A 25,315-nucleotide genomic window follows, 5' to 3' on the forward strand; every position below is an offset into this window, starting at 1 on the left:
AGGATTCACCACAATAGGAGCATAAATATAATATAGGCCTATTATCTTGAACCAGCCCGCAATTGTAAAACCTTGTCTTGAAAAATTTTTTCAGCAAGGCCATGTTTATTGTCGATACGACAGTGATGAAGTTAGCACTTTTATACCTGAAATGCTTAATAGTGATTATTGGCAAGCAAAAAATAGTGTCGTGGGCAGTGCTCAAGGTCGAGGCACTACTTGGTTTATTGCCACTGAAAACGCTATGGGTACGGTGCAAAACTGGGTGTTGCGTCATTACTATCGTGGCGGTTTAATTGGCAAAGTCATTAAGGATCAATATTTATATACCGGCATGGAAAATACGCGTGCGGCTCGCGAGTTTGCCTTGCTCAAATCCATGCGGGCATTAGGCTTACCTGCGCCAAAACCTATTGCTTTTCGGGTGATTAAAAATGGCTTGTTTTATCGCGCTGATTTATTGTCATCACGGATTGAAAATGCCAGTGATTTGGTCGGCTTGCTCAGTAAGCATGCAATCAATGACTTGCTTTGGCAACAAATAGGCAAGGTAATAAAGGCTTTTCATCAGCAAGGTATTTATCATCATGACTTAAATGCTCATAACATTTTAGTTGATGACAATAATCAGGTTTGGTTAATCGATTTTGACCAAGGTGAACAGCGCAAGCAGCAGACTAAATGGCCAGCAGAAAATATGGCTAGACTACTGAGATCTTTTCGCAAAGAAAATAACAAGATAACGAATTTTCAATGGTGTGAAAAAAATTGGCAAGCGTTATTAAACGGCTACCAGTCTTAAGATTTAACCTATGGCTATAACCGGGGTGTGCTGGTAGTTTGAGTTATTACTAACTGAAAGTATTTTGAGTAAGTACTTTCAATGTCATTCAATGCTTAGGTATTACTTATACAGTAGTTAAGTGAGCTCTAGCAGTAGTTAAGCGACCTTTAAGCTATCTTGGCAACGTTGACGGTACATAGCACGAGCTTCTAAAAATTCATCTTTAGCTTCATCGCTAATGTAAGGCTGAATTATGACTAATATTTTCAATACCCCTTGATAGAATACCGCGTCGTTCATTTCATTATCATTATTTTGTGTTTGATAAAAACTGAGCCAAAAAGTGTTCACTAAACGTAAAATACTGACAATGTCAGGCAGGTCTTCATCTAAAAAATCCATCATGTTTGCGTTACGCAGCGACAGTAACAATTCACTTACGCGTTGTGCAATAAAGCCTTGTACTTCAACATATTTATCGTGCAATAAAGGATTTTTTGCTAGTAGTACCGGTAAATTACTATAAAAGAAACGAAACTTCATCATCGCCAGAAACACCACATCCATATACAAAATAATGGCATCAAGTGGTTTTACATCAGGGTTTACTTCCGGCATGGTTTCTATTAAAAGGTTGCGCGCATACTCTTCATAGATCGAAAGTATAATGTCTTCTTTATTGCGAAAGTGGTAATACAGATTACCAGGGCTAATACCAAGATCAGCGGCAATGTGATTGGTGGTAACATTACGCTCACCTTGTTCATTAAATAAGACAATGCTGGCTTGAATTATTTTATCCCGAGTTTTCATGGACACTACTTCTTGTATTGGTTGTCAAATATTTTTCCATCATACTATCAAAATCAGCGAAAATTAAAGCATTTCGAGTAAATACTTTAAGTAAGCTTAATGTTGACACCTGTTAGATTTGGCTGCATCTTAGCTTACAGTGAAAAAAACCTAAACAAAAGGAAAAATAAAAATGCTTAATAATTGGCACACTCTAATAAAAAATAAAGCAATTGATCAGGTTTCTACTTTGCTTGCTGACGACGTCACCCTGTTTTCACCTGTTATCCATACACCTATCCAAGAAAAAAAAATGGTCAGCATGTACTTAACGGCGGCCTTTCATACATTTCTAAATGGTACATTCAATTACGATCGAGAGTTTTCAGGCGATAATTCAGCGGTATTAGAGTTTTCGTTAAACATCAATGGTATCGACATCAATGGTATCGACATCAATGGTATTGATATGATCACATGGAATGAACAAGGAAAAATTACTGAATTCAAAGTAATGATCCGCCCTTACAAAGCGTTAAATATGATTAATGATCAAATGACGGCCATGTTAGCTAAGCTGAAACAATAGGGCGGTGTTTAAATTATTTGATTGCTTTGAAATTAGTGGCTTCAACAATTACAATAGATTTTTACTCATTTGAAAATAGCTAAAATTATGTCAGTTAAAGCGATTTATCCAGGTACCTTTGATCCTGTCACCAACGGTCACACCGATTTAATAGAACGAGCAAGCCGCTTATTCAGTGAGGTTGTTGTTGGTATTGCCGCTAGCCCGAGTAAACAGCCACATTTTGATTTAGCCGAACGGGTTGCTTTACTTGAAGCCGTCACCAAACATTTACCGAACGTTACTATCGCAGGCTTTAGTGGTTTATTGATAAATTTTGCTAAAGAGCATCAAGCAAAGGTGCTAATTCGTGGTTTACGTGCGGTTTCTGATTTTGACTACGAATTTCAGTTAGCCAATATGAATCGACGTTTAGCCCCGGACTTAGAGTCGGTATTCTTAACGCCAGCGGAAAGAAATTCTTTTATATCTTCAACGTTAGTTAAGGAAGTGGCGTTGCACAATGGTGATGTCAGCGAGTTTGTTCATCCGATTGTAAAACAAGCACTTGATAGCAGTATGCGAAAAAAGACAAAAAAATAAGCACAATATGGCGCTCTGTTGTTTATTGTCATGGTGGCAAATGAACAACAGTCGCTTATTTACCACTTTTGAGCTTAATATACTGAGTAATAGCTTAAAGTCACAAGTAGCAGATTAAAAAGGCATTATGCTTATCTTGTCAGTAACGGGCGCAGGTAACAGGGGAAGTACAAGTAAAAGTGGAAATGAAAGGGTAATAAAAGCCAGATTTTCTCTTAATAAATATAAATAAGCGAGTACGTATTACGCACTCGCTTATTTAACCTTACGCTGGATAAGTGTTTCATATATTTAAAATTTAAATATATGAATTAACTTTATACTCAATAACGACGTTATATCGAAATTAGGTCATTGGCTTATCCTTAGCTCAGGTTGCTTATGTGCTAGCGCTTAAACAGCAACTACTTTATTAGCACATGGACCTTTTTGACCTTGGCCAACTTCAAACTCAACAGCTTGGCCGTCGGCCAATGTTGCGTATTCACCACCAGATTGGATCTCTGAATGATGAACAAATAAATCTTTGCTGCCATCTTCTGGAGTAATAAAGCCGAAACCTTTATCTGCATTAAACCACTTAACTATACCTTTGCTCATATTATTCTCTTTGTCTTCGGTGAAAAATATAATTCTGACTTGCTATCACCATTACAAATCAGAACTTAAAATTATTTGCGCTATTTTAGCAAAAAACAGTTTACGTTTTAACGTAGCTTACCATTTTTATTTTTAGTGTTAGCGACCTTTCGCGCTATAGCAAGTAACTCAGATGAAATATCATCGCTACCCGCTTTTATTAACTTGCTGACATCACCCGAAGAAAATAGCGAACCACGCTCAGACTTTACGCCTAACGAACGCACAAAATCTTTTGTTTTACCGGTACTACATGTCGCAATATATTGAAAAATAATTTGCTCATTAAAGCTTTGAGGCTCTGCTTGTAAGGTAGCAATTTCATCGTTAATTGCTTTAACTTCTAACGTTAAGTTTTCAATTAATTCGGCAATATTTTCATAAGATTTCATTAAGTTATTTAACCTGATATTTGAATAAGAGTTCTGTAAACAACTAAAAACCTGTCATATGTATTGATTTATAATCCCAATAATGAAATTTTAGCGCTTTTCAGGCATTTTATAAAGTAATAGGCTTTAATACTAATAAAACAACACCGATAGGCGTTAAAAGTGCCTTAATAGGCAATTCATTTATCGACAGCTCAAGTGATTTATCTCTTACCGGATTATCTGAATTTATTCATGGCGTTCACTTTACAAGCGATAAAATACTTTTGTTAACAGTATAAGTGCCAAAATCAGTATAACCATACTGTGCAAAACACTATTGTACAGTGAATGAAAGTGAGTAAATAGCTTTTGAATGCCAATACTTTATGAAACAGTTCATTTTTTGTAAAGTATTGCTAGCCACACACGCTTTTATCATGAGTGAATTCAATCACGTTGGTATTAATTTTCTTTTAAATCCAAACGATTAGCTCGGTTTATTGGCTCAAGATTACAGAAATCTGCTCTGGGCAGCATTATACGTGTTTATTTACTTGGCAATGTTATTTAACATTATCGCAATGATTACCCTAGTAAAAGCAGCAAAAGGCATTGCATAAGCAAAAAATCATGGTTAACGTATGGTTAAAAATGGTGATACCTGACCGTCGTGGAATTAACCCTTGATAATATTTGATGTTTTACTGTTAATCGCTATGGCGTTTATTGCCATATCGTTGATATACAGCACTATAAAAGTGGGTATATCCCCGATGCCAAGCTCAAAAAAGGCCTATAAGGCCATGCTAGCATTAGCGGATGAAACGGGTACTGGCCCTATTGTGGATTTTGGTAGTGGCTGGGGCAACTTTGTGATACCTATGGCCAAGCATAATCCCCAAAGGCAAGTTATTGGCTATGAATTGTCTTTACTGCCGTGGCTTAGCTCAACATTACTTAAAAAAATAGGGCGTTTAAATAATCTCACCTTGTATCGGCAAAATTTTTATCAGGTAAACTTACCCGCCTCAGCAGTTATTGTTTGTTATTTATATCCGCAGGCTATGCACAAAATCAAGCATGTAATACTGGCCAAACAACCCAATGTTGACTTTTTGATCAGCAATAATTTTGCTTTGCCATCATGCCAGCCTGAAAAAATAATACGGCTTGATGATTTCTATAAATCACCGGTTTACTTGTATAAAATTGCTAAATAAAAGCTTAATTTACCGCCTTTAATTTACCGCCTTTAATTTACAGACTTTAGTTCATGGCTCTAGCTCAATAATAAAGATGAGGCCGCCACTACCATTGTCATGCTGTCTTAAGATTAGTGAGTCCTGAACTTTTTGTAATCCGTTACGGGTTAGCGCTTTTGCTTTTAACCACTTTTTTCTTAACGGCAAGCTGCTTTGTGGTAGTTTTTGCTTTTGCTTTCAGTTTTTTATTCTGTACATTTTTAGGGGTGTTTTCTGGTAAAACTTGGCATTGTGGGCAAAACACTGAGCTGCGATTAGATTGACGAATTTCTTCTAATACGGTTTGGCAGCCATCACATTGCTGACCGGCACGGCCATAAACAAAAAGTTTTTGGGCAAAATAACCTGGTTTACCGTCTGCCTGTGTAAAGTCTTTTAAAGTGGTGCCACCGAGTGCAATTGCCGCAGCGAGTACCCGCTTAATAATATCGGTTAATTCATTAAACTTCGCTTCACTGATGCTATTCACTAGCGTAGCAGGATGAATACTGGCGATAAATAGTGCTTCATTGGCATAAATATTACCAACGCCTACCACAACATGATTATCCATTAAGAAGGTTTTAACCGGCACTTTTCGGTTACCGGCTTTGGCAAATAAATGCCCATAAGCAAAGTCATCTGTTAGTGGCTCTGGCCCTAATTTGGTCAATAAGCCTTGCAAGTCATGATGTTCAGGAAACCATAATACAGCACCAAAACGGCGCGGATCATTTAATCTCAACATTTTGTCGTTCGCAAATAATAGCTCAAAATGGTCATGCTTTATCGCAGGCGTGTCGTGCTCAAGAATGCGTACTGACCCCGACATGCCTAAATGTAATAACAAAGTGCCGCTAGAAAACCTCAGCAATAAATATTTAGATCGACGCTCTATTTTTTCTAAGGTTTGCCCAACAACACTATGCACTTCATCAGGAATAGGCCAGCGTAATTTGGCATTGCGAACCACCACGTGGGCCACTTCCTGCCCTGAAATATGGGGCGTAATACCTAAACGACAAACTTCAACTTCTGGTAACTCTGGCATAATACTTTTATATCTCTGAATTTTAGCTATTTAATAATAAATCGGGAGGGGGGAGGAAATTTTAAATACAAGTTATAGTATTCAGCGGTATCAACCCCAGAACACCTTGCGACAAGTATTATAGCATGGCTTAAAGCGGGCCTTTTTAATTTAAAAAGGGAATTTAGTTTTAGCATTGCGCTATTGTTAATCGCTCTTTATCTTTGTTTGGCCCATGATATTAATTAGTCCGCTAAACGGTTGACGGACTGAAGTCCGACCTACAAAATAACGCTCCAAGCAGTAGACTTAATAACGAGTATTTTCGTTGATAGAAAACCTTGAAATAGTTGGTAGTGTCATTATTTCAAGGTTACTGACTATCACTGATTAAACACTTCCTTCCAAGAGATGATTCTGTCATTACCTCGAAACAGGCCAAACGAGGCAACTGCTGAAGGGTTATCATCATAGACACCATTAACGTTCCAATCATATTTCAACCAATCATAAGCTTCATACAACACACCAATTTTTCCTTGATTGCCAGCACCAGGCGCTGCCAATTTAATTGTCCGTGTTTTACCCGCAAGGAAATTCCCCGTTGCTGCCGGCGATTCTGGTTCTGGCAATGCACCGGTTAATGCAGGGTCTAAACTAATATTGCTAAGTGTAATCTTGTCGCTATCATAACTGACGCAATTATTATCTGAGCTGACAATAAAACCATTGGCAGTAAAATGTTCAATTTGCATCGGTTGGGGCAAATCTGACGTTTCAGGCCCAAAGCTGTTTTGTAATACTAAGCGGCCAAATCGAATTTCAACACCGCTTGGTGAGGCTTCAACTGTACTTGTTGCCTTGACGGTATCTGTGTCTATGATAGTCGCAATAGAAAAGTTAATATCTGAGTTAAAGGGCACCACTCGTGTTTTCGCAGAGCGGTTATAAAAAAAGTTATCATCCTCTGACAATTGGTAGTGTAATACTCCTTTTGGTAATGCATCAATAGTAGGCAGTGCGGTTAAATCATTTTGACTCAAGATACCCGCAGTCATATTGGCTGTTAAGGGCAGCTTGTTACTATCAACGCCGGTTGCTACTTGGTCTAATGTTGGCGCAGTAATACTTATCTTCGCCGTGCTGAGCTTCATGTAGTCATTCGCGCTATCTTGATTGTCTTCATCATAATTTTGGGTAATAGCACCTTGTTTGTTACGGGCGGTAATGGCGAATATCGGATTGATGGCGTATGAAATTGTCCCCATACTATCGTTAGCTGCATTTTTTTGGCCGCTATAAGCAAAGGTTGTTGTTGTATTACAAGCCGCCATAAAAGCGCCATGTTCTGCTACGGTTTGTGTAAAATGATCAGGAATAAAGCGGCCAATATTGATATCAGTAGCATCAATCACAATACCAGCATTGCCATAATTACTGTCTTGAAGGTCTACATTAAGCAAGCCCACTTCTGAATATTGCGCGGCTGTATAAACCGACTGCCCTAAAGAAAAGTTATTGAGCGTCACACTTTCGAATACAGGACTAATGCTAGCTGTCAGCGAACTCGTTTCGGCATAAGTTAGGTTACCATCGACACTATCAGTTAAGGTAGGACCTGTGCGTCCAAGTTTAAGCTGCATTGCGCCAGGTGAATAGTTTGGCGTGATAACGCCAAGGCTATTGAATGCACTTACGGTTAGCGTAAAACTCTCGCCTGCAGCATGCGTTGGGGTAGCTGTCGCCGTAGCACCATTTAAGTTGTTTGCTGCTAATTTAGCACTTACCACAAGCTCGGCTGGGCTGACCCAGAACGGATTGCTACTGCCGAATAGCGTTACGCCGTCTAGGTCATAATTGGCATGCAAACGAATTTGTCCAGCATCGTGATATCGTGGTGTCGGTATTGTCGCAATACTGTCGGTGCCAAAGATTAATTCGGTAGGGGTGACATCTGGGTGTTTTGCAATATCATTACCATCAATACTAAAACTGAGACTACTAGTACCATTTGGTGCAAGGTTTTCCTGCGATAAATTGACATTGGTATTACCGGTAAATAAACCAGTACATACACCATTACTGTTTTGCACTGCTTGCAGCTTTAAAGTTTCGCCAAATACTGAACCTGCAGTTTGATTGGGCAAGGTTGTGCTATTACTTGCACCATAGAGAAACCTAAAACCCGCGTCGGTAAATATCATGTCACAACTAGTGCCGTTGCTATCGTCACATACTAAAGGGTTGACCGCTGCAATGGTGGTATTGGCGAGCGAAAAAGTTAGGGTCTCAACAACGCTATGATTAAAAAGTACGTCAGTACTGCCGACAAAGCTGGGGGAGCTAATAACAGCACCGTCAGCAAGAAGCTCAAGTTCTACTGCTTCAGTACTTAACTCTGAGCAGCTTTCATCGAGACAGGCTTTAATTAATACAGACTCAGCATCACAGGTTAGCCCTTGGCCATCATGAGCAATTTCATAATGGTGAATAGCAGGGATATCAGCAGGAGTTGCAATACAACCAATCGTGCCAATTAAGTTACTGGCGCCTAAGGTGACAGCGCCAGTCGTGGTGAAAAACCCACCGCAACTATCACTGACGCCTTTTAGCGTAGTAAATTCGCCAGTGAGGATGTAAGAGCCCGCAAAAAAAGACCCTATTAGATTGACACTGGCGCCTGCAGATATGTAGCTTCCTGCATTCCAGGTGATGGTGCTGTCGGGGGTGACATTGAGTAATTTAATTACCGTACTGGCACCAAAGGCAACGAAGGAGTCGCTATTGATAAGCCAATGGCCATCTACACCTTCGCCATCAAAAGTAATGGTTATACCAGCAGTGGTTGTTAGTGCTGTTGTATAATAAACGCCTTTTTTAAGTGTTTTACTTACGGTCATCGACGTAGGTAGTTCATTTGCTGTCGGAGCTTGCATTGCGGCTAGATCTGCTTGTATAGCAGCAACTTGCGGACTCTGATCATCTATCGGCTCTTTGGGGGCATCGGTAAATTGCTCAATACTCCCTTCTGTAATTGTACCCGCAACAGTTGCACCTGCGGCTCGCGTAACATTGGTTCCGGCTCTAGCATTACCTGCTACTGCTGCATTTACACCAAGCGCTACAGCGCCACTCCCAGCCTGAGCATGGCCTTGAATGACGACATCGGCCCCCAGTGTTAAGGCGGTTCCGGCCGTCGCATTGCCGTTAACTATGGTATCCGCGCCAAAGTCTGTGGATGTGGCAGCTCCGGACCTAACATTACCATCGATCACTGCCTTGGTGCCGGTAATTATCGCGGCGCCAGCCGTAAGGTCGCCACCAACAATAATATTGCCATCAATAGTCGTGGCGCCAAGTGTTGCTGCGTCTCCGGTGGTAAAGTGGCCACCAACCGTTGAGTCTGCGCCGATCATACCCGCGTCACGGGCCTCAACAAAGCCACCAATTGTTACAGTGGCGCCAAGTGTGGCAGCGGCTCCGGCGATAAGGTGGCCACTGACGGTTGAGCTTGCACCTATCGTTGCAGCCGCCTCTACTTGAATATTGCCACCGACGATTGAACTCGCACCCATGGTGATGGCCGCGCTAGAATAAATCGTCAGGTTATCTAGGGGGGGGGATAATTTTGGCGGCAGTTCTGCTTGTGCGCTAGACACAACAAAAAGTAGCAGAATAAACAGGTATTGCTTGGTATACGTCATAAAATTTGTTTCTTATAATTATGAGTTGTATAGATAGTAATGTGTATAAAAGTGGCTTTGTCACTTTCGTTGGTCATTAAACTTTGGATTTGCCTAGTAGCTTAGCTAATTGTCGCTCCAATATTGTAATGCTATTGTTGGCTTTGAACTTAGCCAGTCGACAAACGGATAACAAACCTTGTAAAATTAATACGGGTATTGAGTATCTGTACACGCTATGCAGGTGTATCTCATCTAATGATTAGCGCTAACACTTTCGTATGCACTGGCAAAATCAATATTGTGTTACTACTATTAAAAAGTATCGACAAATACTTTTCCTTGTTTTTACTGCTTGTTTTTACTGTTTGAAGAATGGCCTTGATAGCCTGGAATTAAATGGGTGAGACGATAAATTCAACAGTACAATGTCAGTTTATTATGCTCAGTATAATAATGCAATAACCCTAAACAATGTTCCCTGCTGAACTAAACTGAAATCAAAGTATAAGTAAAACTGAAGCGCCAGTTTGATAATCTTAAACAAACTTAGCGGCATAAAAATGATGGCAAAGTATTGTGCTTAACTGAGTATAGTTACATTTTTTATCATCAAATCAGCTGTGGAATACTTAATGAAAACGCTCAGAAATAACAGCATATTGAGTCACTTGTGGCGTTTTTCAGACTTTAGCTGAATCTACTAAGTTAATCTACGCACTCAATTTACCAAATTAATTAGCTCAAAGTTAACTTGTGTCGAGTTTTTTGATACAAGTAACTACTTAGTAGTAGGGCAATGACCAATAAGACAATGCTGATAATCAGTTGCTGTTGTCCATTAACTTGTAAGCCAGCGCCCATTAATGAAAATATAGTCATTTGCGGCATAAAACCGAGTGCTGAGCCTAAGACATAAGGCTTTATTGGGGAACCTGCGGTACCTGCCAGAACGTTAGTGAGAAAGTTTGACCCAGCCGGTAAAAGGCGGATAATCAGGGCTTTTAAAAAAGTGTTCTGACTAAAAAATTGGCTAACTTTCGCTAATTGTCCAGGGTAATAATCTTGCACCTTATTAGCAAATAGTTTGCGCGCCAGTATCAGGGTTATTAAGCAGCCCAAAACGGCCGCTAGTGTTGCTAAGACCATGCCATAGCCGGCACTGAATAAAAAGCCGGCACTTAAGGCAGCAACTTGTCGAGGCAAGCCAAGCGCCATTGCGGGGGTAAAAAGCAAGATAAATATTAAGCCCCCCAATAAGGTGGATGGAATTAAAGTATGCAAATAATTTTGCATACTCATGCCATAGTCACCGAGTAATAGCATCGCTAAGGTAAGCGCCAAAAGTAAGGATATTATGCTGGCGAAAAGGCTTAACCTTAGTGCTGACTTTGTTTTAAACAATTGATTGCCTTGCCTTAGTTAAATATTAAACCCATAGTAGTAAAAGTTTGCCCTAAAGATCAGCGGCGGTAACTTTGTGTTTATTTTTACCCATAAGTAGCGGCTATTGATCGATATCAACACGCAAGCTAGCGCCATTATAAATATTAGTGACGCGACTGATGATAATACTGCCGTAGTCGCGGGCACTCATTTTCAAAAAGTATGAATACTAACAGGAAAAATTGTTGCGACAAGGTTGGCATAAAGCAAGCCAATACGAAAAATTGGCCGCATTTTGCGCTGCTTTCTTAGTAAATACAAGCGCTGTTAACGAGTTAACCTATGGTTGAAATCACTGGTATTGTATTAAATATTCGGTATTCGGTATTCGGTATTAGTTGTTGGTTAAATTTTTTAAAATTTTTGTTTTGGCGATAGTAAACTCACGCTCATTTAAATAGCCTTGTTTTTTCATCATCACTAGTTTGTCTAAAGCAAACACTAGCTTAGTGTCAATATTGCTTGCCTCAGCTTCGCTATTTTGCGAGTTTGTATTCACTACAAGGTCATCTTCAGCTGAGCTATCGAGGGAAATATCCACACTGTGCTTTGCTTGTGTTGAATCATCTTCAAATATTTCGGCACGTAACTTTTGTGCAGGATTTGACTGTATTACCACACTATTAGTGGGATTTTCACGGGGAGTCTTAACTTTAATAGTTCGTTTAGTGGTTTTATCTGGGTTGATATGTCGGGCAAATAACCACTGCCAATCGATAACATTGTCGATAACTTTATTGTATTTAAGTTTGGTATGGCGCGTATCATCAACCCGAAAATACAGGCAGATTAGGTAGCGGTTTTGCTGATCGTCCGATAAGCATAATTGAATGCTTCTCTGTTTTTCATTAACCATTTTGAATCTATGCTCTTTCGCAAAAGCAGTCAGTACTTGATCTTCCAGATCATTTGAGAAGGTGGGTGTTGAATTGGCACTGATGGTTGAAATAACCTCATCGTTCAATAATACTTCACTGCGAGTTATTGTTGATAGGTTAAGGGTTAGTTCAGCCGTTTTGGCGTGACGTTTATACAGAGATAGTGATTTTTTTGTCTTATCAAACTCAAATTTGGCCCATTGTTCATGCAAAGATCTTTGTTTTTTAACGGTATTTTTTTTAGAATACCAAAAGTAGCCAGCGACAATAAAGCTCAATAAAGACATCAAAGCAAAAGCACTGCTGTTATTCGAAGTACTTAATGCATTATCCGTAATAGCCGTTTTATTGCTGACAGTTTCAGGCGCTTTAATGCTGTATAAGCGCTGTTGGTTATGTTCAAGCAACAACAGCTCGCCATTGTGGCTTTGATGTAAACTAAATTTAGCTGGTTCGTTTGCATTTGGTTTGATGAGCTTATGGCGGACATCTTGACTTTTATCTTCGCTACTTAAAACTGAAGGTAATGCTATGGTTTGCAATTGCCAATTGTTTTCTATTTCGCGTAAGTGCAAGGCTTTTCCTCGAAAATTTTCTTGTTCTCTTCCATGATAAAGTAAGGTTTTACGTTGAGTGCTTACTGCGGGTAAGTGTTTTTTTATCTGTGCTTGTGGGATAGCTTTTCGCCAGTCATCACCAATGTTCGCTGTGATGAGTACATTAGCATCGGGTTGGTTAAATTGTACCAGTAAGCTAGGTGCACTATTTTTTATCCAGTCAAAATGTTCAGTTTTTTGTCCCGTGATAAAAACAATTTCATTGTGAATATCGGCCGTGTTTGTAAAAGGGTTATCGGTAGGAATGATATAGCTATTTAACCCCTGTGTTCCTGGTTTGATACGCAGTATTGCCCCATCGTAAAGTGCTTCATTTTTCAAAGTATCACTACGCGCAAGGGCAATAAAAAGTAAACCAAAATCATTGTGCCAAGGGGCAAGATAAGGGTTAAAACTTAATTGCTGAATATTTTCTTGCTGCTGAGCAATGGCAATACGCATAACTTCATGTTGTTGAATCAGTTTAGGACTAGAGTTTCGTACACTCGATATTTGCCAGCGCATGATAACTGCGTCGAAAGGGAGGTTGATTTTTGTGTTTTGGGGGCTCAACTTTGACCTGGTTTTTTGGCTAGCTTCGGTATGGGCAGTGTAAAAAGTGTGGTAGCCATCACGGTCACGATAGGAGAAACTTGGATCTAAAGTAATCGCAGTTAGTGCGATAATGTTGGGATTTTCTAAGGCTAATTTTAAATCAAAAAAAGCGGATTGAGCTATTTCGTTATTATTTAATTGATAAATTTTCCCCGCTTTAGTGGCTATAAAATATTGACTTTTATCCCCTATAACAGGTAATACACTCAGCCATTGGTCATTTTTTAATGCCACTTTACTCAGGTTAGCGATCGCCGATAACTCTACATCATTGGAGATTGGCGCTATGGCGTGTACCACTTGACTGAAAACGGCGACCAAGGTGCAAATAAAATACAGCTTAAGATGATTAAGCCGGTTATTTTTGTCCATAAAATATTGAATTCCATATAAATTAATAATAAGCAGTCCATGCGTTTAGTGCTTAGCAAGTAAAACTGCTTGCTGTGCATCTATAAATTGATTTTTATCCTTATTATTCAGATAGCTTAATTTTCCGTCAACTATTATTTGATCATTTTTTTTGCCATGTTCAGCAAGATAAAGTGCCTGCTTACCCCAAACATGGACTGGGCGTTGTATTGTCACCACGTGGCTCTGCTGAGTAACAGTAGAAAATATATGTTGTTTTGATTCCACAATGACTTCGGTTAAGGTTTTATTGTGCTCTGTGGTCAGGACTTTAATATCAGAAATAATATTGCCACTGCAATGAATTTGATTGATAGATTGTGCGTAACCTTTAGGGAAAGTTTGTGCATAACTCGCGTGGATAATTTCACGGTTATTTTTTTTACTATTAATTAAGTAGCCTTGCACTAATATAATGTCACCTTTATCGGCGTGAATAAGTGAACGTTCAACAATTTCACCGATAACTTTTACCGTATGATAGCTGGTCCATTCTTTAAATTTATTACTGGTTTTATCAAACCAACGACTGTGCGTCGCCAAGGTAAATTCAGCAAAAGCAATAACTGGATTGGCTTGATAACGTATATCAGGTTTATTTACCAAGTTACCCAAGAGGGTTACGCGACATAAATGGTTTTGTGGTAATTCAGCTAACATAGGTCTACTTGTGATTATGGGTATAAGTGATTAACAGGTTAATAACGGCTGATTACTGAGCCCCATAGTTAAAAAAGCGCTACGGTAACATGGCTATTTTTCATAAAGCTCAACCGCACGGCAAAGGTATAAGCTAACTGTGAATTTCAGTATCAAATAAATTTTTAATTAACATCGTAAACTCTTTAATAAATACTAACTGCTCGTTTGTCACAGAGTTGTTAACTATACCGGACAATATTTCTTGTAAGTCATAAACAATGGCATCAGCTTCTCGAATAATAGTATTTCGTTGATTAAAGCCTAAAGTCTGGTTTTGATTACATAAGGTAATAATTTGTTCACTCATTTCTTGTTCTATTACCTCTAACACCGAGCTTTTGGCCTGTGCGTTATGGGTGCTATTTTCAAATAAGCTTAAATTAGCAGTTAAATATTCAATTATATGAATATAACCGTCAGTATTGGTAACCATTTTATATATATCTCACTTTATCGTAACCCTACTTTACTCGTAAATTGAGGTGATGATCAAGCGATCAGTTAAATCTACAGCTAGGTTCTGCGACTATAACCGATTTATTTATCTATCGAAATTCTCAGGTATATCAGTAAATGTGGTTTGACGAAATCATCATATTTTTCGACACAAAATGATACGTATAAAGCAGATGAAAATATTTTGGCATACTTGCTCTTTTTGAATATGATTACAAAAATGTAGTGATTTTTATCGATCTTATAATAATAATTTGTTTTTACTATGCTTTTTATTTGTACACTGCATACAATATACAAATAAAAGGGTTGTATCTGTCTTCAATTCAAGTAAAGATGTGGTAAATGTTACATCTTTTAACATAGATTGTAACATATGAAATATTTGAAACAGCATAAGAGCAATATAAAAACAATGCTGAAACAACATAAAAACAATATAAATCTTGGAGAGAAACATAATCATGAGAAATAATTTTTCTAAAATATTTAAACGTTCGGTAACAGCAGTAGCCGTATCGTCAATTTTATGGGGGAGCGCAGCTTTAGCTGACGACTTAATCGGTAAAATTGTGGGCTCTGATCTTGATGTCTACACAGTTACTGCGGTTAATGTCGACACAGGCACTCAACGTACAGTCTCTCTAAATGCTGATGGTAGCTATCGTTTAGCTAAGATGCCATCAGGTAATTACAAAATCACTGTAATGAAAGGTGGGGTTGTTGTTGCTGAAGACAGCGCAAAAGCTTCGTTAGGTCGTAATACGGTAACAAATTTTGAAATAGCAGCTACAGATGATACTGAAGTAATTCAAGTTGTTGGCTCGTCTATATCTACAATAGATTTAGCGTCTTCAGATTCAGGGTTAATTATTGGTGATGTAGAAATATCTCGTATGCCAATTGCTCAAAATATTACTTCAGTTGCTCTACTTGCTCCTGGTACCGTAAAAGGTGATTCTGCTTTTGGTAATACAGCCTCATTTGGCGGTTCATCAGTTGCTGAGAATGCCTGTTATATTAACGGTTTGGAAGTAACTAATACTCGCCAGGGCTTAGGTTGTGGTGAAGTTCCATTTGAATTCTATAAAGAATTTCAAATTAAAACAGGTGGTTATTCTGCTAAATATGGTCGTGCAACTGGCGGTACCATGAACTCTGTAACTAAAAGCGGAACGAACAACTGGGAATTTGCCGCAATTGCTCAATTTCAGCCTGATTCATTACAAGAAGATGGTAGTATCTCTCGCGGTAAACAAGGCTCAGGTGCTATTTTCCGTGATGAAAGTATGGATTCAGAGAGTCAAACAGATTTTACGTTCTCTGCTGGTGGTCCGATTATTGAAGATACTTTATTTTTCTATGGCTTAATAAATCCTAGAGATACAGAGAAATCTTATACAACGGGTGGTAGCGAATTCTCTGCAAATGATCAATATCGAGTAGAAGCGGCCTCTAGTGGAGATAACCTTTTCTGGGGAGCAAAAATCGATTGGGATATTAACGAAGATCACCGTCTTAGCCTTTTTGGCTATTCAAACCGTCGTGATATTGAACGCACGGTATTTGATTACGATAATGGTGTAGTTGGTGCAGAAAAAGATGGTGCAATTTTAAAACGTGGTGGCGAAGCGAAGAGTTTAAGCTACACAGGCTATATAACCGATGACTTAATTGTAACTGCGATGGCTGGTACAATTGAAACAGAGTATGAAACAGCTAATGCTAACTTAACTTGCCCAACTGTAACTGATTCTCGTACTACAGATAATCCTGTTACTGGCTGTGGTGCTGGTGGTAGTTTTGGTGATAATAACGATGAAAATACTCAATATCGTTTGGATGTTGAGTATGACTTTGGTGATCATACGTTTGCTGCAGGCTATGATTATCAAAAGCGTAAATCTGCACGTGTAAGTACACCTATTGGTGGACACAGCTACGATTATAGAACACTTGCTGTCGGTGGTGACTTCCAAGCAGATAACGGTGCTTTAGAAAATACTAGTAGTGCAGGATTTGATTATGTTGAAGACCGTATTTTCGATGGTGGTGGTAGTTTTGAGTCAGAATTAGCGGCATACTATATTGAAGATAAATGGCAAGCTACTGATAATGTTGTACTTGATGTAGGTCTTCGTATTGATGAGTTTGACAGCTGGGGTACTACGGGCAAGTTGTTAACAAGCTTTAAAACGGATATCGCTCCACGTTTAGGGGTAACTTGGGACCCAACTGGTTCAGGTGAGTCTAAAGTATATGCTACTTATGGCCGTTACTATTTACCAGTAGCTAATAATACGGTTTTTCGTGCAGCTTCTGGTGTTGCTGATGCAACTACTGCTTACACCTTTTCAGGCGTAGATGGTACTACAGGTGCACCAACAGGCTTAGCACCTTTAGCTGACTCAGCAGATATCAATAATGGTGCTTCCAATGGCGTAGCTAATTCAAGACAAATAAGTGGCACACCTGTTGTTCCAGAACAAGATATTTTTCAAGCTAAAGAGGCTGACCCATTCTCAAAAGATGAGTATATTATTGGTTATGAGCAAATTTTAAATGACGAATATACTATTGGCTTTAAAGGTACATACCGTGAAGTAGCATCAGCACTTGATGATTACTGTGGTCGTTATGCATACCCTTACTGTGTAATGGTTAATCCAGGTTCAGACTCTAGCTGGTATAGCGACGGTTATTACTGGAATGGTACTGATTGGGGTGATTCATCATTTGACAGTGACGGTGCTCCTGATGCAGGTTCTCTTACAACTTATAGCGCTGAAACTATGGGATTACCAGAAGCTAAGAATGAATATACGGCATTAGAGTCTATGGTTAAATATCAATCAGACGCTTTCCGTTATACTTTTACCTATACATGGTCACGTAGTCTTGGTAATTTCGAAGGTGCTGTTAAATCTGATATCGGGCAAGCGGATGCCGGTATTACTCAAGATTTTGATTTTCCAGCGTTAATGGATGGTGCTGATGGTTATCAACCTAACGATCGTCGCCACGTATTGAAATTTTTCGGTACTTGGGAACCAACGCAAGACTTGCTATTAGGTTGGAACTCTACTTTATCTAGTGGACGTCCAGTAAGCTTATTTGGTCAAGGCTACCCGTCTGATGATCCAAACTTAAATGGTGGTTGGGGTGATTTATTCTATCTAGCTGATACTAATGCAGATGGAGACTTAACAGGTGAATATACACGTCATTCACGTGGTTCAGCTGGTCGTACACCTTGGACATTTAATATCGATGTATCAGCAGCATATAGTTTCACGGTATCAGATGTTGATATGAGAGCTTCTCTAAACATATTTAACGTGCTAAATACACAAGAGGCTGTAGCTTCAAATGAGCACTATGAATCGGCTGAAGGTGTTGTTAACCAATGGCACGGTACTGCATATGGTTTCCAAACGCCACGCTATGTACGTATTTCTTTAGAAGCTCGTTTCTAAATTGAAATAAATACTGAACGTAAATCTTAAATGCAAAAGCCAGCTAATTTTAGCTGGCTTTTTTATGCCCGTACTTTACAAGTATCTATGGTGTTATTGCATTTTAATTTTCACATTGAGATGGATGAAATTATGGCTGCCTTAAGATCATTAAACTTAAATAACCTGAATTCTTGATAATGAGCGATTGATGTTTAAATAAAACTGCAGATTTAGCAAGTACTGCTTATCTATAGTTCAGACTACATAGCACAAATGCCAAAAAAGCTGATATTGCACATAATAGGCATAGGGAATATGAATATACTTAGCATGAGTTAAAAGCGAGTTATTTTTATATTACTCGCTTTTATTCAACGCAAGGCTTTAAGCAGCATTAGTGCTTTCAAAAATTTTATCGGCAGATGCAGCAACAAAACCTGTGTAAAGTTCACCGTTTTCCATCGGGTAGCGTTTGGCAAATTCATAAAAACAGCTTGGAATGGCAAGGGTTTTATCTGAGAACTCAACTAAGGCATGATCAGCCATGGTTGAAGATTGCTCTAGTTTAACGGCTTCATCACCTTTGATTTCTCCACCGGCACTATTGAGCGTAAAACCGTTGGCTTTAACTTCGGCATTCACGGCTTCAATTGAGTCATAGTTTTCTAAGTGGTTAATGCTGACAGTGAAATGGTTGGCGCGGTAGCCCCAGGCAGCAACCCATGCTGCGTATTCACTTTCGGCCAACAAGTCTACATATTCTTGGTGGCTAACTTGCCAATGAGTGCCTGAGTATAAAAAGCTTTCAAGATTAATATCCGCTTCATTAATGCCAGCAACCATTTTTTCAATAATAGCTTGTACGGGCAACGAAAACTCTTCTACTAATAGCTCACTGATAAATACTTTTGGTAAATTAGTGTCTGAGTGCTCAAAGTGTTTTGCGTATAGCTTTTTTGCCACAAAGTGGTATTCACCGCATTCTTTGTAACCTAAGTTCAGTAAATGTGTTGAAATTTTTGTGATATTTACCTTAGCAATATTAAAAGTGCGGTAAGCAACATGGTCATTGATTAAATCGTCACCGGTACTTAAAAGCTGGTGTAATTTATGAGCTGAAGGCGTGACTTCTAAGTAGTTTTGCCAAATGTTATTAAATAAATTTTTAACGGGTGTCATGTGAAAATCCTAAATGCATTAAGTAAATTAGTGTCAGTAGTGTAAGTTGGCTGAGTGGTATGTAAGGCTATTTATTATTTAAACCATTAGTTAAACCATTAGTTAAACCATTATTTAAACAAGTAGTTAACTCAGTTTTTAACTAAGCACTTAACTCGGTAGGTAAACAATGTTTAGGACAGCACACTAGGTAACCACTCAGAACAGGTGGCTATATTTGATCGATACTTTTGAAAAAGCTGGGACGGATCCCAGCTTTTTTTAATGGACAGTGCAGTTTCATTTCAATTAAAATTGTGCAGATTACTTAATTGATAAACCAGGGCTTAATGTTGCTGGTAGTGATACTTTTTCAGCTTCAACCGAAGCTACAGGGTAGGCACAGTAATCAGCAGCATAAAATGCGCTGGCTCTGTGATTACCACTGGCGCCAATGCCACCAAAAGGTGCGGCACTACTGGCGCCAGTGATTGGCTTGTTCCAGTTGACGATACCGGCACGAATACGGCGGAAGAAGTGATGATACAAGTCTTCGCTGTCACTTAATAAGCCGGCAGATAAACCAAATGACGTATTGTTAGCTTCGTCAATAGCAGCATCAAAGTCAGTGTAGCGATACACTTTCAGTAATGGGCCAAAATGCTCATCATCTGGCATACCTGAGATGTTTGTTACATCAACAATACCGGGTGAGATAAAACCAGTACCTACTTCAAGCTGCTTCATCATCACAAGAGATGTTGCGCCAAGGTCAAGCAGTTGTTGTTGTGCGGCAACTAAACTTAGCGCGGCTTTCTCAGAAATCATAGAACCGATAAAAGGTTGTTCTTCATCGTCAAAATAACCAATTTTAATCGCTGCTGTACTCGCCACTAATTTAGCTAAAATAGCATCGCCTTGTTCACCCGCTTCAATAAATAAACGACGAGCACAAGTACAACGTTGACCTGTAGTAATGAAGGCTGATTGCAAAATGTCGTGTACTACGGCATCGACATCACTGACATCCTTAACGACTAATGGGTTATTACCGCCCATTTCTAGCGCTAAAATTTTACCGGGTTGGCCACCAAATTGTTCATGTAAAAAGTGACCTGTAGTCGAACTACCGGTAAAAAATAAGCCATCAATTTGTGGGTGATTGGCGAGTGCTTTACCCGTTTCAACTTCACCTTGAACCATATTGATTACGCCAGCAGGAAGACCTGCTTGTAACCATAGTTTTAAGGTTTCTTCAGCAACCATAGGCGTTAATTCGCTTGGTTTGAATACTACTGTGTTACCGGCAATAAGTGCAGGAACGATATGACCGTTGGGCAAGTGACCTGGGAAGTTATAAGGACCGTAAACGGCGACAACACCATGAGGCTTATGACGAATAAAGGCTTTTGCGCCTGGCATCGGGTTTTCAACTGTGCCAGTACGTTCTTCATTGGCGCGTACTGAAATCGCTATTTTACCTACCATAGCGCCCACTTCTGTGCGGGTTTCCCACAGTGGTTTGCCAGTTTCAAGCGCAATAGTGGTGGCGAACGCTTCTTTGTTTTCAGTCAGTAATTCAGCAAACTTCACGGCAATAGCAATACGTGCGTCAATGGTCATATTAGACCAAGTGTCGAACGCTGCACGCGCAGACAGAACCGCTTCGTCAACTTGCGCTACAGAAGCGGTATTTCCTTGCCAAATAATTTGATTTTTAGCCGGATTTTTTGAAAAAATTTCATGGCCTAAGCCTGCTGTCCAGTGACCATTAATAAGTTGTATATTGTGTGACATAGTTGATTCCTCTGTGCGTGTATCGCTCATGAGTGTATTAATTAGATGGTTAATTTGAAATTAGGCGCACCCAATCTCCTTCATTAACCATTAGCGCATCAGCAACCGCTTGCGATACCACGACTTGATTCGCTGTTTCACGTAATAACACGGCGGCTTGTGTTGCTCTAAAATCTGCTACTTTGCGATTACAAATAATATAATTATTGTCGGTTGCTACTTCGCCAATCAATACTTGGCATTGTTGACTTTGACAGACAGTTTTCACTAAGGCTGTTTGTGTTTCAACCGTTGGGCCGCCATCAAAAATATCGACATAACCACGACGGGAGAAGCCTTCAGCTTCAAGTAGTCTTAACGCTGGCACTGTTTTTGGATGTACCTTGTTAATCACCCGTTGCGCTTCTGGGCTCAACAAGTTGACATAAATCGGGTATTTCGGCATCAGCTCAGCAATAAAGACTTTTTTACCTATACCGGTAAGGTAATCTGCCGTCGGGAAATCTAGCGAGAAGAAGTGCTCTTCTAGCCACTTCCAAAAGGGTGATGAACCGTCTTTGTCTGAAACACCACGCATTTCTGCGATAACGGTTTCAGCGAAACGTTCTGTGTGTTCTGCCATAAAAAGAAAACGAACACGTGATAAGAAGCGTCCGTTGCTATTTTTGCGATGACTTTCACTCAAAAATAAAGTACAAATTTCAGAGGCACCCGTATAGTCATTGCATAATGACAATGTTTCAACGGTATTATATATATTAAGCTCACGAGAGCTGTGTACAACCTTACCTAAATGGTAATGATAAAATGCATCATCCAAACCCACCGCCGCTTCAATGCCACTGGTGCCAACAACAGTGCCTGTTTCGGTATCCTCCATAACAAAGAGGTAACCTTCATTGCCAGGCTCAGTAACCGAGCTTTTGAAAGAAACTTCAGCGTGAGAAATGCGATTTTTTAGCAGTTCTTCGTTGACCGGTAGTGATGTAAAACCGTGTCCTGACTCCACAGCAATGCGATGCAGTGCATCATAATCACTGTTTTGAATAGGGCGTATAATAATCATAGAAAACTCTCAATGATACGTTCAAATGCCTAAGTATCTTAAGGTATTTGAACGCTATAATAATGAATGACTTATTTAGCTAATGTAGCCACGGCTTTTTCAAAACGCGCTAAACCTTCTACGATATCTTCATCAGGAATAACTAATGAAGGAGCAAAACGCATAATGTTAGCGCCGGCAATAAGGGTCATTAGACCTTCTTCCAGTGCCGCATTTAACAATTCTTTTGCTCGGCCTTGGTATGCTTCAGTTAATACCGCACCAATTAATAAGCCTTTACCACGAATTTCGCTAAACATATGATATTTAGCATTAATCGCATTTAAACCGGCGACATAAAGTTTTGCTTTTGCTTTAACACCGTCTAGCACTTCAACCGTATTAACGGTATCAAATGCTGCTTCGGCGACAGCGCAGGCTAATGGATTACCACCGTATGTACTACCGTGCGTACCTACTTTAAGGTGTTGAGCAATGTCATTTGTTGTGAGCATAGCGCCAATAGGGAAACCACCACCTAGTGCTTTAGCTGAGGTTAAAATGTCAGGTGTAACGCCTAAGCCCATATAGGCATATAGCTCGCCTAAACGGCCAACACCGGTTTGAACTTCATCAAAAATTAATAAAGCGTTATGTTGGTTACAAAGTTCGCGAACACCTTTAGCAAACTCATCTGTTGGTGAAACAACACCGCCTTCACCTTGTAATGGTTCCATGACTACGGCACAAGTTTTGTCAGACATAAGGGCTTTTAAACTGTCTAAGTTGTTATATTCAGCATGGTCGATGTCACCAGGTTTAGGGCCAAAACCATCAGAGTAAGCTGCTTGACCACCAACCGTAACGGTAAAGAAGGTGCGACCATGAAAGCCTTGTTTAAACGCAATAATTTGTGATTTTTCTGCGCCAAAGTTTTCAAGGGCAAAACGACGGGCTAATTTTAAAGCCGCTTCGTTAGCTTCTGCACCTGAGTTAGCAAAGTAAACTTTATCTGCAAAGGTGCTATCGGTTAATTTTTTCGCTAAACGTAATGCTGGCTCGTTAGTCATCACATTAGATAAATGCCAAATTTTATTAGCTTGTTCGGTTAACGCGGAAACTAATGCAGGATGACAATGTCCTAAACAGTTAACGGCAATGCCGCCAGCAAAATCGATAAATTCACGATCTTGTTGATCCCAAACACTTGAACCTAGACCGCGAACAGGGATAACAGCAGACGGTGCATAGTTAGGTACCATAACATCATCAAATAACTCACGATTTACTGGGAAGTGGTTAGACATTGTAAATTCCTCTTATATTTAGGATAGTGTAATCAATAGTTGTTTATTAGCTTTGAGCGTCAACGCTAGCAAAACTAAATGAATTAACTAGTATGCATTATTTAACGGCAGGACTAATTAAAATAGGCGCGAATTATGACAGAAAAAACAGACATTGTCTTGTCAAAATGCGCTGAAGCCCTTGTAAAATAAAGGCTTAGCCGTTTTTATTCATTATTACTGCATAACTATGTTTGCTGTTTTTTTGCACGAAAATGGCCGAGTTCATTAATTCAATGGCTGTGGCTAACGCCTTATGTCACTTATGGTGAACTGCAATTACTGGCAAGGTTTCATAATTAATCAAAAATAAATTAGCGCAATTTAGCTTTTAGCTGCCTTTATAGCTATTTATTTGAACGTAAGCGTAAGGAACTCAGCTGTTGCTAGTGACTGGAAGGGTAGGGGAAATTTACACAAACACTGCATTGAAAGATCAATAGGCGCTAATTAAAGGTTAATTTTATATGCTTGATATCGCTTTTCTTGAGCAAGGTAATGTCATTTTTTGTTAGTTTACCCGCTGCGAGCAGTATTTTTGCTTCATCTGTGTTGATGAGATCTTCTTTTGCCAAGCTTCTAAAAGTAACATAAGCTTTGGCCTTGGTGACTAGCTTAGCAATTGGGCACATGTGATCGATATTAACCGCGTAGGCTAGATCGAATAAGGGTTCAGTAATTTGTAAACGATCAAAACGCATGAGTTCAACCATATCTGCCGCCACTTTACTGCTGCGTTGAAGTAACTGCTCAAGCAATAATTCTGGTGCCACGTCGAGTGTCATTAAAGCATCATGGAGTTTTTTATCTTTACTTTCATAAGCGCTTCGTAGCTCTTTATTATAAAGCTCACTATAGGTATTTAAAAACCCACGAGTAACCGCTAATAAGCCTAAATTACTTAACATGCCAGCGGTGAAGGCGGTGAATTCATCTAAGCCTTGCTCCTTCGCTAATACTTGTGACGCTAGCGCGACTGATAAACTATCGTTCCATAGTTTTCTTTTCATTAAAGGGTAAGGCGTTGTCTGGGTGGGTAACCAATGCTTGAGCATAAATATTGGCATGACCAATTTAAGATTGTCTAAACCAACATAACTTAACGCTAAATGGGGTTCTGTTACTTGTATGTCTGAGCGTTTACGGTACTGAGGCTTGTTGACCAAATTGATTAATTCACTACATAACCAAGGTAATGTTTTCGCCAGTGGTGTGATGCGATTGATGCTTGCGGCTTTTACTGCCAATATTTCCATAATAGAAGGTGCAGCATCTTCTATTTTTAACACATTCATGTAGAGGTTTTCTTTATTATCAAACTCTTTATCAACTTGGTCATTAACCCGCTTAAAAAACTGAGTCTTTACTTGTGCTTTAAAGTGTTCTTGGCCATGTGCTTGAATGATTTTTTTTTTGTTAGCTTGTTCTTCTACCGCCAGTAGCTCACGTCGACGATTAAACTGCTCACTGTTTTGTTGATTAGTTATATTTATTTTGCCACTTTTTAGGTTGGCAAAGTCTTTACTAATCGTCAGACTCAGTGCTCGACTATAGATAGCGTAAATTAATTTATTATTTTTAAATATTTGCATCAGGACTTCATTATCAGTATTCGTTATCAATTTATAATATTTTGTGCTCGCTAGGTTATCGGCCTATTAAGCTATTTCATTAGAAGCTAATGATTTTTCGA

General features: G+C 39.3%; 19 protein-coding genes. 5 read left to right on the plus strand and 14 right to left on the minus strand.

The genetic code is table 11. The features are described 5' to 3' along the window. Nucleotides 1-46: 46 nt before the first annotated feature. Nucleotides 47-802: a 3-deoxy-D-manno-octulosonic acid kinase gene (locus H4J59_RS18830; RefSeq protein ID WP_220469889.1), complete on the plus strand. Its 756-nt coding sequence runs from the start codon at nt 47-49 to the stop codon at nt 800-802. Nucleotides 803-940: 138 nt separating this feature from the next. On the opposite strand, the gene H4J59_RS18835 is transcribed toward H4J59_RS18830, so the two are convergent. After that, complete coding sequence (locus H4J59_RS18835; protein ID WP_182135772.1) at nt 941-1,597, minus strand: TetR/AcrR family transcriptional regulator; 657 nt, start codon at nt 1,595-1,597, stop codon at nt 941-943. A gap of 172 nt (nt 1,598-1,769) precedes the next feature. Here H4J59_RS18835 and H4J59_RS18840 point away from each other — a divergent pair, with 172 nt between their 5' ends. After that, on the plus strand, nt 1,770-2,165 hold the full coding sequence (locus H4J59_RS18840; protein ID WP_182241505.1) for a nuclear transport factor 2 family protein: 396 nt from the start codon (nt 1,770-1,772) through the stop codon (nt 2,163-2,165). 87 nt (nt 2,166-2,252) lie between these two features. Beyond that, nucleotides 2,253-2,747 (plus strand): pantetheine-phosphate adenylyltransferase, encoded by a 495-nt coding sequence (coaD, locus tag H4J59_RS18845; protein WP_182241506.1) that lies wholly within the window; start codon nt 2,253-2,255, stop codon nt 2,745-2,747. Between the two features lie 393 nt (nt 2,748-3,140). Here the strand turns inward: coaD and H4J59_RS18850 are convergent, their stop codons facing one another. Then, complete coding sequence (locus H4J59_RS18850) at nt 3,141-3,347, minus strand: cold-shock protein (RefSeq protein ID WP_081150364.1); 207 nt, start codon at nt 3,345-3,347, stop codon at nt 3,141-3,143. Between the two features lie 107 nt (nt 3,348-3,454). After that, on the minus strand, nt 3,455-3,778 hold the full coding sequence (locus tag H4J59_RS18855) for a hypothetical protein (protein ID WP_182241507.1): 324 nt from the start codon (nt 3,776-3,778) through the stop codon (nt 3,455-3,457). A gap of 665 nt (nt 3,779-4,443) precedes the next feature. Between H4J59_RS18855 and H4J59_RS18860 the strand changes: the two genes are divergently transcribed. Beyond that, nucleotides 4,444-4,980: a class I SAM-dependent methyltransferase gene (locus H4J59_RS18860; protein ID WP_259369601.1), complete on the plus strand. Its 537-nt coding sequence runs from the start codon at nt 4,444-4,446 to the stop codon at nt 4,978-4,980. A 142-nt stretch (nt 4,981-5,122) separates the two neighbouring features. Here the strand turns inward: H4J59_RS18860 and mutM are convergent, their stop codons facing one another. From mutM to H4J59_RS18890, 6 genes are all read right to left on the minus strand, one after another. Beyond that, nucleotides 5,123-6,052 carry a bifunctional DNA-formamidopyrimidine glycosylase/DNA-(apurinic or apyrimidinic site) lyase gene (gene mutM, locus H4J59_RS18865; RefSeq protein WP_182241508.1) on the minus strand — a complete coding sequence of 310 codons (930 nt, stop codon included), beginning with the start codon at nt 6,050-6,052 and terminating at the stop codon, nt 5,123-5,125. 362 nt (nt 6,053-6,414) lie between these two features. Beyond that, the gene (locus tag H4J59_RS18870; RefSeq protein ID WP_182241509.1) at nt 6,415-9,735 is read right to left on the minus strand and encodes a DUF6701 domain-containing protein; all 3,321 of its coding nucleotides are present in this window, start codon (nt 9,733-9,735) and stop codon (nt 6,415-6,417) included. A gap of 717 nt (nt 9,736-10,452) precedes the next feature. Continuing rightward, on the minus strand, nt 10,453-11,118 hold the full coding sequence (locus H4J59_RS18875; protein ID WP_182241510.1) for a TVP38/TMEM64 family protein: 666 nt from the start codon (nt 11,116-11,118) through the stop codon (nt 10,453-10,455). 376 nt (nt 11,119-11,494) lie between these two features. After that, nucleotides 11,495-13,621, minus strand: a complete 2,127-nt coding sequence (locus H4J59_RS18880; RefSeq protein WP_182241511.1) for a hypothetical protein — start codon at nt 13,619-13,621, stop codon at nt 11,495-11,497. Between the two features lie 45 nt (nt 13,622-13,666). Continuing rightward, entirely contained in the window at nt 13,667-14,320 is a 654-nt protein-coding gene (locus H4J59_RS18885; protein ID WP_182241512.1) for a single-stranded DNA-binding protein, read from the minus strand. A 133-nt stretch (nt 14,321-14,453) separates the two neighbouring features. Next, the gene (locus H4J59_RS18890; protein ID WP_182241513.1) at nt 14,454-14,795 is read right to left on the minus strand and encodes a DUF3802 family protein; all 342 of its coding nucleotides are present in this window, start codon (nt 14,793-14,795) and stop codon (nt 14,454-14,456) included. 487 nt (nt 14,796-15,282) lie between these two features. On the opposite strand from H4J59_RS18890, the gene H4J59_RS18895 reads away from it, so the two are divergent. Next, the gene (locus H4J59_RS18895) at nt 15,283-18,294 is read left to right on the plus strand and encodes a TonB-dependent receptor (RefSeq protein WP_182241514.1); all 3,012 of its coding nucleotides are present in this window, start codon (nt 15,283-15,285) and stop codon (nt 18,292-18,294) included. A gap of 366 nt (nt 18,295-18,660) precedes the next feature. Here the strand turns inward: H4J59_RS18895 and H4J59_RS18900 are convergent, their stop codons facing one another. The 5 genes from H4J59_RS18900 to H4J59_RS18920 all read right to left on the minus strand — a co-directional run bounded on the left by H4J59_RS18900 (nt 18,661) and on the right by H4J59_RS18920 (nt 25,214). After that, nucleotides 18,661-19,455 carry a DUF1338 domain-containing protein gene (locus H4J59_RS18900; RefSeq protein ID WP_182241515.1) on the minus strand — a complete coding sequence of 265 codons (795 nt, stop codon included), beginning with the start codon at nt 19,453-19,455 and terminating at the stop codon, nt 18,661-18,663. 303 nt (nt 19,456-19,758) lie between these two features. Further along, entirely contained in the window at nt 19,759-21,231 is a 1,473-nt protein-coding gene (gene astD / locus H4J59_RS18905; protein WP_182241516.1) for a succinylglutamate-semialdehyde dehydrogenase, read from the minus strand. Nucleotides 21,232-21,280: 49 nt separating this feature from the next. Beyond that, entirely contained in the window at nt 21,281-22,297 is a 1,017-nt protein-coding gene (astA, locus tag H4J59_RS18910) for an arginine N-succinyltransferase (RefSeq protein WP_182241517.1), read from the minus strand. 71 nt (nt 22,298-22,368) lie between these two features. Then, nucleotides 22,369-23,583 (minus strand): aspartate aminotransferase family protein, encoded by a 1,215-nt coding sequence (locus tag H4J59_RS18915; RefSeq protein WP_182241518.1) that lies wholly within the window; start codon nt 23,581-23,583, stop codon nt 22,369-22,371. Between the two features lie 485 nt (nt 23,584-24,068). Continuing rightward, entirely contained in the window at nt 24,069-25,214 is a 1,146-nt protein-coding gene (locus H4J59_RS18920; RefSeq protein WP_182241519.1) for an HDOD domain-containing protein, read from the minus strand. Nucleotides 25,215-25,315: the final 101 nt, after the last annotated feature.

Origin of the sequence: Colwellia sp. MB02u-10, assembly GCF_014077185.1 — a bacterium.
Classification (GTDB): Bacteria; Pseudomonadota; Gammaproteobacteria; order Enterobacterales; family Alteromonadaceae; genus Cognaticolwellia.